Annotated in this window: 10 protein-coding genes and 1 pseudogene; 9 read left to right on the plus strand and 2 right to left on the minus strand. The window is 58.9% G+C overall.

Annotated features, from left to right (window positions below; all coding sequences use genetic code 11):
• Nucleotides 1–35 precede the first annotated feature (35 nt).
• The 7 genes from aguB to KDX37_RS20705 all read left to right on the plus strand — a co-directional run bounded on the left by aguB (nucleotide 36) and on the right by KDX37_RS20705 (nucleotide 6,150).
• Nucleotides 36–914: an N-carbamoylputrescine amidase gene (gene aguB / locus KDX37_RS20675; RefSeq protein WP_231654598.1), complete on the plus strand. Its 879-nt coding sequence runs from the start codon at nucleotides 36–38 to the stop codon at nucleotides 912–914.
• Nucleotides 915–919: 5 nt separating this feature from the next.
• Nucleotides 920–2,026: an agmatine deiminase gene (aguA, locus tag KDX37_RS20680; RefSeq protein ID WP_231654603.1), complete on the plus strand. Its 1,107-nt coding sequence runs from the start codon at nucleotides 920–922 to the stop codon at nucleotides 2,024–2,026.
• Nucleotides 2,027–2,249: 223 nt separating this feature from the next.
• Nucleotides 2,250–2,444, plus strand: coding sequence for a hypothetical protein (locus KDX37_RS20685; protein WP_231654605.1), 195 nt, complete (start codon nucleotides 2,250–2,252; stop codon nucleotides 2,442–2,444).
• A 231-nt stretch (nucleotides 2,445–2,675) separates the two neighbouring features.
• A complete protein-coding gene (locus KDX37_RS20690) occupies nucleotides 2,676–3,950 on the plus strand; it encodes an OprD family porin (RefSeq protein ID WP_231654606.1) in 1,275 nt (424 codons plus the stop codon).
• A gap of 137 nt (nucleotides 3,951–4,087) precedes the next feature.
• Nucleotides 4,088–4,858 carry an AraC family transcriptional regulator gene (locus KDX37_RS20695; RefSeq protein ID WP_231654608.1) on the plus strand — a complete coding sequence of 257 codons (771 nt, stop codon included), beginning with the start codon at nucleotides 4,088–4,090 and terminating at the stop codon, nucleotides 4,856–4,858.
• 125 nt (nucleotides 4,859–4,983) lie between these two features.
• The gene (locus KDX37_RS20700; protein WP_231654610.1) at nucleotides 4,984–5,157 is read left to right on the plus strand and encodes a DUF1427 family protein; all 174 of its coding nucleotides are present in this window, start codon (nucleotides 4,984–4,986) and stop codon (nucleotides 5,155–5,157) included.
• Between the two features lie 33 nt (nucleotides 5,158–5,190).
• Nucleotides 5,191–6,150: a quinone oxidoreductase family protein gene (locus tag KDX37_RS20705; protein WP_231654613.1), complete on the plus strand. Its 960-nt coding sequence runs from the start codon at nucleotides 5,191–5,193 to the stop codon at nucleotides 6,148–6,150.
• A gap of 22 nt (nucleotides 6,151–6,172) precedes the next feature.
• Here the strand turns inward: KDX37_RS20705 and KDX37_RS20710 are convergent, their stop codons facing one another.
• Nucleotides 6,173–6,712, minus strand: coding sequence for a hypothetical protein (locus tag KDX37_RS20710; protein ID WP_231654616.1), 540 nt, complete (start codon nucleotides 6,710–6,712; stop codon nucleotides 6,173–6,175).
• Between the two features lie 202 nt (nucleotides 6,713–6,914).
• Between KDX37_RS20710 and KDX37_RS20715 the strand changes: the two are divergent.
• A pseudogene (locus tag KDX37_RS20715) lies at nucleotides 6,915–7,073 on the plus strand (GNAT family N-acetyltransferase); the annotation flags it as partial.
• 9 nt (nucleotides 7,074–7,082) lie between these two features.
• Here KDX37_RS20715 and KDX37_RS20720 read toward each other — a convergent pair.
• Nucleotides 7,083–7,817, minus strand: a complete 735-nt coding sequence (locus KDX37_RS20720; protein WP_319941710.1) for a hypothetical protein — start codon at nucleotides 7,815–7,817, stop codon at nucleotides 7,083–7,085.
• Between the two features lie 352 nt (nucleotides 7,818–8,169).
• On the opposite strand from KDX37_RS20720, the gene KDX37_RS20725 reads away from it, so the two are divergent.
• Nucleotides 8,170–8,529: a hypothetical protein gene (locus tag KDX37_RS20725; protein ID WP_231654618.1), complete on the plus strand. Its 360-nt coding sequence runs from the start codon at nucleotides 8,170–8,172 to the stop codon at nucleotides 8,527–8,529.
• Nucleotides 8,530–8,896 lie beyond the last annotated feature (367 nt).

Genomic DNA, 8,896 nt, shown 5'->3' on the forward strand with positions numbered 1-8,896 from the left:
ATAAGTCTTTTGCACCCGCCTCTGGAGGTATTTTCATGAGCCGTATCGTTTCCGTCGCTGCTACCCAAATGGCGTGCTCCTGGGATCTTGAAGCCAACATCGAGACCGCTGAAAAGCTGGTACGTGAGGCCGCCGCCAAAGGCGCACAGATCATACTGATCCAGGAACTGTTCGAGATGCCGTACTTCTGCCAGAAGCCGAACCCGGACTATCTGCAGTTGGCAACCAGCGTCGATACCAACGTCGCGATCAAGCACTTCCAGAAAATCGCCAAAGAGCTGCAGGTCGTATTGCCGATCAGCTTCTTCGAGCTGGCCGGGCGTGCGCGCTTCAACAGCATCGCGATCATCGACGCCGACGGCACCAACCTTGGCATCTACCGCAAGAGCCACATCCCGGACGGCCCTGGCTACCACGAAAAGTATTACTTCAACCCGGGCGACACCGGCTTCAAGGTCTGGCAGACCCGTTACGCAAAAATCGGCGTCGGTATCTGCTGGGACCAGTGGTTCCCGGAGTGCGCGCGCAGCATGGCGTTGCAGGGTGCAGAAATCCTGTTTTACCCGACCGCCATCGGCAGCGAGCCGCATGACAAGACCATCAGCTCGCGCGACCACTGGCAGCGTGTGCAGCAGGGCCACGCCGGCGCCAACCTGATGCCGCTGATCGCCAGCAACCGCATTGGCAATGAAGAGCAGGACGGTTACGACATCACCTTCTATGGCTCGTCGTTCATCGCCAACCAGTTTGGTGAAAAAGTCGCCGAACTGGATGAAACCGAAGAAGGCGTGCTGGTGCACAGCTTCGACCTGGACGAGCTGGAGCACATCCGCAGCGCCTGGGGTTCGTTCCGTGACCGCCGCCCGAACCTGTATGGCGCGATCAAGACCCTCGACGGGTCGCTGGAGTCCTGATGGTCATGACTACGCTGAAAAGCACGCCACGTGCCGATGGTTTTTACATGCCGGCAGAATGGGCGCCGCACACTCAGGTCTGGATGGTCTGGCCTGAGCGTCCTGATAACTGGCGTCTGGGCGGCAAGCCCGCGCAGGCGGCGCACGTGGCGGTCGCCAAGGCGATTGCCCGTTTCGAGCCGGTAACGGTCGCGGTTTCGGCTGCGCAGTACGACAACGCGCGGGCGCATCTGCAAGTGCCGAACATCCGCGTCGTCGAAATCAGCAACAACGACGCCTGGGTACGTGACACCGGCCCGACTTTCGTGATCAACAATCGCGGTGAAGTGCGCGGCGTGGATTGGGATTTCAATGCCTGGGGTGGCTTCGATGGCGGTCTGTACGCGCCGTGGAACCTCGATTCGCAGCTGGCCAGCAAGGTGCTGGAAATCGAGCGCTTCCCGCGTTACGTCACCGAAGGCTTCGTGCTGGAAGGTGGTTCGATCCATGTTGACGGTGAAGGCACGCTGATCACCACCGAAGAGTGCCTGCTCAACCGTAACCGCAATCCGCACCTGAATCGCGAGCAGATCGAAGCCGTGCTCAGCGACAGTCTGGCTGTGGATAAGATCATCTGGCTGCCTGACGGCCTGTTCAACGACGAAACCGATGGCCATGTGGATAACTTCTGCTGTTACATCCGTCCGGCCGAAGTGTTGCTGGCCTGGACCGATGATCCCAAAGACCCCAACTACTCACGCTGTCATGCAGCATTGAGTATTTTGGAAAACACACGGGACGCCAAGGGTCGCGAGTTTATCGTGCACAAAATGCCCATTCCTGGCCCATTGTTCGCCACTGAAGAAGAATGCGCGGGCGTTGATCAGGTGCACGGCAGCCAGGAGCGCAACGCTTCGGTGCGGCTGGCCGGTTCTTACGTGAATTTTCTGATCGTCAACGGCGGCATCATCGCGCCGAGTTTTGACGATCCGATGGACGAGAAGGCCTTTGAAATCCTGCAGGAATTGTTTCCGGAGCACGAAGTCATGATGGTTCCCGGTCGGGAATTGCTGCTGGGCGGTGGCAATATTCACTGCCTCACCCAGCAGCAACCACTGCCACATCTTGGCTAATACGAAATGACTAGTTACATCTTATAGTGGCCTATTGGTCCTGTTCTTGCTCCTTCAAGCCCATCCACCGGTGGGCTTTTTTCTGGGTAACATTTTTTCAGCGTGTCTCTGGAAATGACCTTTAATACAGGTGAGGCGACATCGTTTTATTCGCGTGACTGTCACACAGCGTCCGTAAATTAAGCCCCCTCAAGACCAAGAGGTTGTCACTATGAACGCAGTTATGAGCCAGCATAGAGCTCGTGGGTTGTCTGCTTCTTCCAGTAACGAGGCCCGCCAGTTAATGGCGGAATGGTTAAGGACGACCAAGCACGTAAAACCCAGGCCTGACGTACGCGCCATGCTGTTGCAGCGCTACCCGGCGGACCTGTTCAACGAAGCCGAGCTTGAGGCATTGTTGGGCGTGCTCAAGGATTGAAACACTTGCCGAGCGCTCTGCTCCGGCCTTCTTCGCGTTGACACCCCTCAAGCCCTGGGACTAGGATTCGCGTCCCACCGCTTGTGGCTCAACGCCATGTACGTGCATCGATCGTTCAATACGATGATTTCGTGCGGCCTTCTATACTTTTGAATTCAAAAGCTGGAATCCCTGGATGGCCTCCGGCCGTCGCCACAGCGCGTGTCAATTCGTATAAAAAAGGAACGCAAGATGCTTAACAAACGTATGGGAATGCTCGCTCTGGGCATCATCAGCGCCAGTCAGGCCATGGCTCAAGGACAGGCAGACTCAAAGGGTTTCGTCGAAGACAGCAGCTTGACCGTCAACCTGCGTAACGCCTACATCAACCGTGACTACAAGAATGACCGTGAAGACAAGGCCGAGTGGGGCCAGGCGTTCATGGGCAACTTCAAGTCCGGCTTCACCCAGGGCACCGTTGGCGCGGGCGTCGACGCCTTTGCGCTGTACGGCATTCGTCTGGACGGCGGCAAAGGTCGCAGCGGCGCTGGCGGTATCGACTTCTTCAAGCAGGGCGACAGCGGTGCTGCGGCTGATGACCTGTCGCGTGCAGGCGCTGCGGTAAAAGCGCGTATCTCCAACACCGTCATCAAGTACGGCGACCAGATGCCTCAGTTGCCCGTGCTGAGCTACGACAACTCCCGCCTGCTGCCGGAAAGTTACACCGGCACCATGATCACTTCCAACGAGATCGACGGTCTTGAACTGGTGGCGGGCCGCTTCACACAGGAAGCGCGCAAGAGCGCTGAAGGTCGCGACAGCGGTGATCTGAAAAGCATCAACGTCTATGGCGGCAGCTATAAATTCTCCAAAGAATTCAGCGCGGCGGTTTACGCCTCCGACAACGAAGACGTGCTGAAGAAGCAGTACCTGAACCTGAACTACGTGTTCGCGTTGCCGCAGGACCAGTCGCTGACGCTGGACTTCAATGGCTACAAGACCAGGCTGGACAAAGACTTCGCCAACAGCGACGAGCGTGACAACAAGATCTGGAGCCTGGCGGCGACCTGGGGCGTGGGCATCCACTCCTTCACCCTCGCTCACCAGCGCAGCACCGGCGATATTGGCTACGCCTACGGCGGCTACCGCAATGACGGCGGCTTTGGCGATGGCGGCAACACCATCTACCTGGCCAACTCGTACTGGTCCGACTTCAACGGCAAGGACGAGCGTTCGTGGCAAGCGGCCTATGGCGTCGACCTGTCCGGCCTGGTGTTGCCTGGCCTGAGCTACAAAGTGGCTTACGTGCGCGGCGACAACATCGACGACGGCACGGCTGGCAGCGGTGACGGCACCGAGCGTGAAATCTTCAGCCAGTTGACCTACGTGGTACAGAGCGGCCCGGCCAAAGACCTGTCGATTCGTCTGCGCAACTCGTTCCTGCGTGTGTCCGACGACGCTCAGGCGTACAACAGCGAAGGCAACGAAACCCGCATCTTCGTGGATTACCCGATCAACGTCTTCTGATGACGTGAGCAGGTCAGCACCACCCTGAATGCCTCGGTTTCGACCGGGGCATTTTTTTAGTCAGGCGGCTCCTGCGCACAATAAATCAGCTCGGCCGCTTTGCTACCATGCGTCCACCATTCCCGAGCCGCGTTCCCATGGCCCTTGCCGCCCCTCCTGACCTGTCCGATACCGCCGTCCCGGTGCAGCCGCTGTCGCGTACTTACCCGCGCGGCCGCTACATCGAGCCGCACCATCACGTGTGGGGCCAGGTGCTGTATGCGATGTCGGGGGTGATGTGGGTCGAGACGCCGCTGGAAGCGCTGGTGGTGCCGCCGCAACGTGCGGTCTGGCTGCCGCCGGGTGTCGAGCACGGCATTCGCGTGGTATCTGAGCTTGAAATGCGCAACATCTATCTGCGTCCGGCCATCGCCCAGACCCTGGAAAGCACCGTGCAGGTCTTTGAAGTGGGTGGGCTGCTGCGTGAGGTCATCCTCAATCTGGTGGCGCTGGACCGCGACCGTGAGCCCGACTACTACGATGCCCTGGTGGGGCTGGGCCTGCTGGAGCTGAAACGCGCCCGGCGCTCGCTGCTGAAAATCCCGATGCCCGACGGTTCTGATCGACGCCTGATGAACCTGTGTCAGGCCGTCATCAGCGAGCCCTCGCTGGACATCCCCTTCGAGCAACACGCTGAAAATGCCGGGGCCAGCGTACGCACCCTGGCGCGTCTGCTTCAAAGTGGGCTCGGCATGGGGTTCGCCGAATGGCGCAGACAAGTGCAACTGGCGACCGCTGTGGCCGAGATCATCCAAGGCGTGCCGGTCAGCCGCATCGCCCGCTCGCTGGGCTACACACCCAGCAGCTTCAGCGACATGTTCCGCCGCGAACTGGGCGTAGCGCCGTCGCAGTACCTCGGCAGTCAGTAGCTGACTGCGAGCCGTCGTCAGCCCGTGAAACGCCAACAAGCTGGCCGATAAACAGAAGCCCTTGGCCGATACCGCGTTCGGCCTGTCCCTAGACTCTGCACATCAACTGAATGTCCGGAGCCACCATGAGTTACCTCATTTCTCTCGCCATCGGCGCGGCCGTCGGCCTGCTGTACGGCGCGCTCGATTTCCGTTCGCCCGCACCGCCTGCCGTGGCACTGGTCGGTCTGCTGGGCATGCAACTGGGAGAGCAAGCCTGGCCATTGGGCAAGCACCTGCTCGCCTCCTGGACGTCGTGACGTACGCCTTTTTCTTATCAGAACGGAGCCCCCATGAACGCACTGCAATTCTCGAAAACCGGCGACCTCGCTGCCCTTGAATACGTTGAGCTGCCGCAACCAATACCGGCCAGGGACGAAGTGCTGATCCAGGTGAAGGCCGCTGGCCTGAACCCCAGCGACGTCAAGAATGTGCTGGGCCGCTTCCCCTACACCACGCTGCCACGCATCCCCGGTCGCGACTTTGCGGGTATTGTCATCGACGGGCCAGCCGACATGATCGGCCAGGAAGTCTGGGGTACGGGCCGCGAGCCTGGCTTCTTTCGTGATGGCTCACATGCTCAGTTCCTCACCCTGCCTACCCAGGGTGTCGCCCGCAAACCCAAAGCCCTCAGCTTTGTGCAGGCCGCCAGCCTCGGCGTGCCTTACACCACGGCTTGGGACGCCTTGCAGCGCAGCCTGGTGACTCAAGGCACACGGTTGCTGATCATCGGCGCGAACGGTGCGGTCGGCAGCGCGGCCATGGCGTTGGGCAAAATCCTCGGCGCTCAGATGCTGGGCGCAGTTCGTCGAGCAGAGCACCTTGAAGCGCTGAAACAGGATGGGTTCGATGGCATTCTGCTCGACACACCAGAGAGCCTGGCTACGCAGGTCAACGAGACGTTCAAGGACGGAGCCGATGTGATCTTCGACACTACCGGTTTCTGGCTGCCCGCCGCGGTATCAGCGCTGGCAACGTTTGGCCGAATTGCGATCATCGCTGCGCCGGTCGACGGGCACGTGCAATTACCCGCGCTGGCGCTGTACCGCAAAGGCGGGTCCGTGGTGGGGATCAATTCGCTGCTTTACGACTGTGCAGCGTGCGCGGTCATGCTGGAGCAGTTCGGTCAGTTCTTCGACCAGGGCCTGCTGGCATTGCCAGTCGGGCTGGTCGAATCACCCTTGAGCGAAGGCCAGGCGCGTTACGCCGAAGTGAATGCGGGCGGCGGCGACAAGATCATTTTCGTGCCTTGACCCGTTGACGGCTCTCGAGACATCAGTCCATGGAGAGGATCTGCACGAACACCGCGAAAAGGCCCAGAAACAGCCAGAAAAAGCTGAACAGCCACGGTGTTCGTTTGGAAAACAGCAGCGACTTCTTCGGTCCTGTTTCGCTGGACTCCCAATCGCTGAACAGCGGCGAATCGTCATAGGTCAGCCCGATGACCGGCTCGCTGCGCAACAGCTCCGCCTGCTTGTGGTGCCAATGCTGAATGATATCGCAGGCAGCGCGGATACCCGGCCACGCCGACAGCGTGCTGAACAGGCCCAACAGGGTCAGCGCCGGCGGCACCACCAGGGTAAACACCACGCCCCAGTCAGGGTTGACGTTCGCCATGGACGACGCGTACGCGATCACCAGAAAAGACTGCGCCGACAGGTAGGCGTTGGTGCGATTCGACAGGTTCGTGGTTTCGTAATGGATCTCGCGACGATAAAACTCCAGACGCTCTTTGGGCGAGCCAAACAACGTAACCTGCTTTTCATCCGAAACGTGCTCGGGCGTCTCGTCTGTGATAATTCTGGACACTGGCATTTCCGATTGTAAAAGATGCTGGGTAGACCCCTCTCACAGTCGTGCGGTTCGAACTGAATCTGCGCCCAGATGAACCGTTCATCCTGTAAATGATACGAACGAAACGGACTTCGGCAGGAACGCCACCCCGATTGTGCGCACAAACGCCTGCTGTTGACCGCGCTGCAGGTGCAGCACGCACCCGCCGTGCAGGCGCGATTGGCAATCCTTTCAGGACGCGTATGCAGCAGGCTTGGCGATGCGGGTCGGGGCGCTAAAGTAAAGCGCCTCCAACCGTTTCTACACGCGCCATGGCTTTCAGTTCGTCGAAAGCAGCGAATTCGATAACGACTACATCAGGCCATGTTCAGTGCATGACTGAGCGCAGGTTTTACGCCGCAGCTGCCGCTTTTTTCGCAGCCCGTGCCGCGAGCATCGCCGCTTCGGTCTTCTGGGTCGCCAACTCACCCTTGTAAGCCAACTGATTGAAGAACATACCGTCAACCTGCTCTTTGGATGGCGTGGTGGTTTTCGGGATGAACAGCGCTGCGAGGTCCAGAGATGTCGCGAAGTTCTCCTTGGTCAGGTTGTAACGACCCAGGTAACTGCCGCTCCAGGGCGAATCGGCATCGACCAGATCGATTGCCGTGTCCCGATAGGCATTGGCCGTCGCTTTCAGCTCGCTCGATGCGTTCAACAGCGTGTTCAGGCGCTCGGTGTCCGACGTGGTCAGTTGGCCGCCGGTGTTCAACACCTTCAGCTTGCCATCGGCCTCGACCGTGAAACCGTACTTTTTGCTCGCCAGGTCCGGGAACACATACGCCAGCGCAGACTTGAACTCTTCGAATGATGATTTCAGCGCTTCGGTAGACGCCCTGTGCGCCGCCGCCATTTTCGGGAAGTCAGCCGACTGTGAACGACCCACCCACGTCTCGATAACCACCATCGGCTCGGTCTGCGCGTCCGTCGGGATCACATCGCTGGGGTGGTAAACGGCGGCTGGCGTCGCGTTGTTCAGCAATTGCCTGGTTGCGTCGGAGAGAGGCTGAGCGGTCAGTTTCTGATCGGAAGGCGTGAGGCGATTGGCCAAGGATTGGGAATAGCCGGTGCCGACAGAGATGTCCATTTCATCGATCCATGATTGTTGGTTACACCAAGCGTATCGACGGGGCAGGGGGCGGCTTTAGGGACGGTTCGTCGGAGGGAGTGTTTCGGGATGTTTGAAGAAGACCGCCGGTAGCCTGATGCCCCAGGCACCTGCGCGCAAACCGGCGTGCCCCGATTTGCGCTGGGCATGGGCGCGTTACTCGATTGGGTATTTCAGGAACGCAGGATTGTGACACTCCCAACTGCCTACGCCGGAGCAAGTGTTCGCAGGTCCGCTACGGAGCTCCGAACATTATGCCGGCAGCTCCGAACATAACGGCGTTAGCTCCGAACATAACGCAGGTAGCTCCGAACATAAGGTCGAGCTGGATATGCAGCGAAACGATAATGGCTGCTTGTTGAGCGATCATGTTGACGCGCCGCTGATCGATGCTTTGGACAGGCTTGATGCAGGGGTTCGAGAAAAGCTCGAAATTCTGGCTGAGGAGCCGCGCAATCGAGAGCGCATGCAAAAGGATCGTATGCAACAGGTGATTATCACCCTATGCAAGGAGCACTATCTGACGCTCAACGTTTTGGCTAATCTGGTAAAGCGCAGTCCAGATGCCCTCCGTCAACAGTACTTGAATGGGATGGTGAAAAGCAGGCAGATTCAGTTGGCATTTCCGTTCAAGCCGACCCATGAAAGGCAGGCGTACAAAGCGTACATTAGTGGGCAGGACGAGGAGTAGGCTAACGGCCTACTCCCTCAAGCGGCTTTTCGCCTTGAGCCGCGTGACGTTCGCTCCGGTTTGGTTCGCGAATTCGTGTGGAGTGACATGCTCCTGCCGATTGGCCTCCAGATACCGGCTCCACCAGTTTCTGACGGAAATCGATGGAACGTTAAAACGAAAAAACCCGCCATAAGGCGGGTTTTTTGGGGGTTTCAGAGATTGTGAAGTATGCGTCCGGCCAAGTCATCTACCCAGCCCCGCAAAGCCAAGACATGGTGTGCACTTAAATTTAAGTGGGCACCAGCTCTAGCCTTTTAAGCGGGTATTTCATGCAGCCAACGCGCCGTTCCTACTCCAAGTCCTTCAAAGCCCAAGTCATTCAAGA

The organism is Pseudomonas californiensis (genome assembly GCF_021147775.1).
GTDB classification, from domain to species: Bacteria; Pseudomonadota; Gammaproteobacteria; order Pseudomonadales; family Pseudomonadaceae; genus Aquipseudomonas; species Aquipseudomonas californiensis.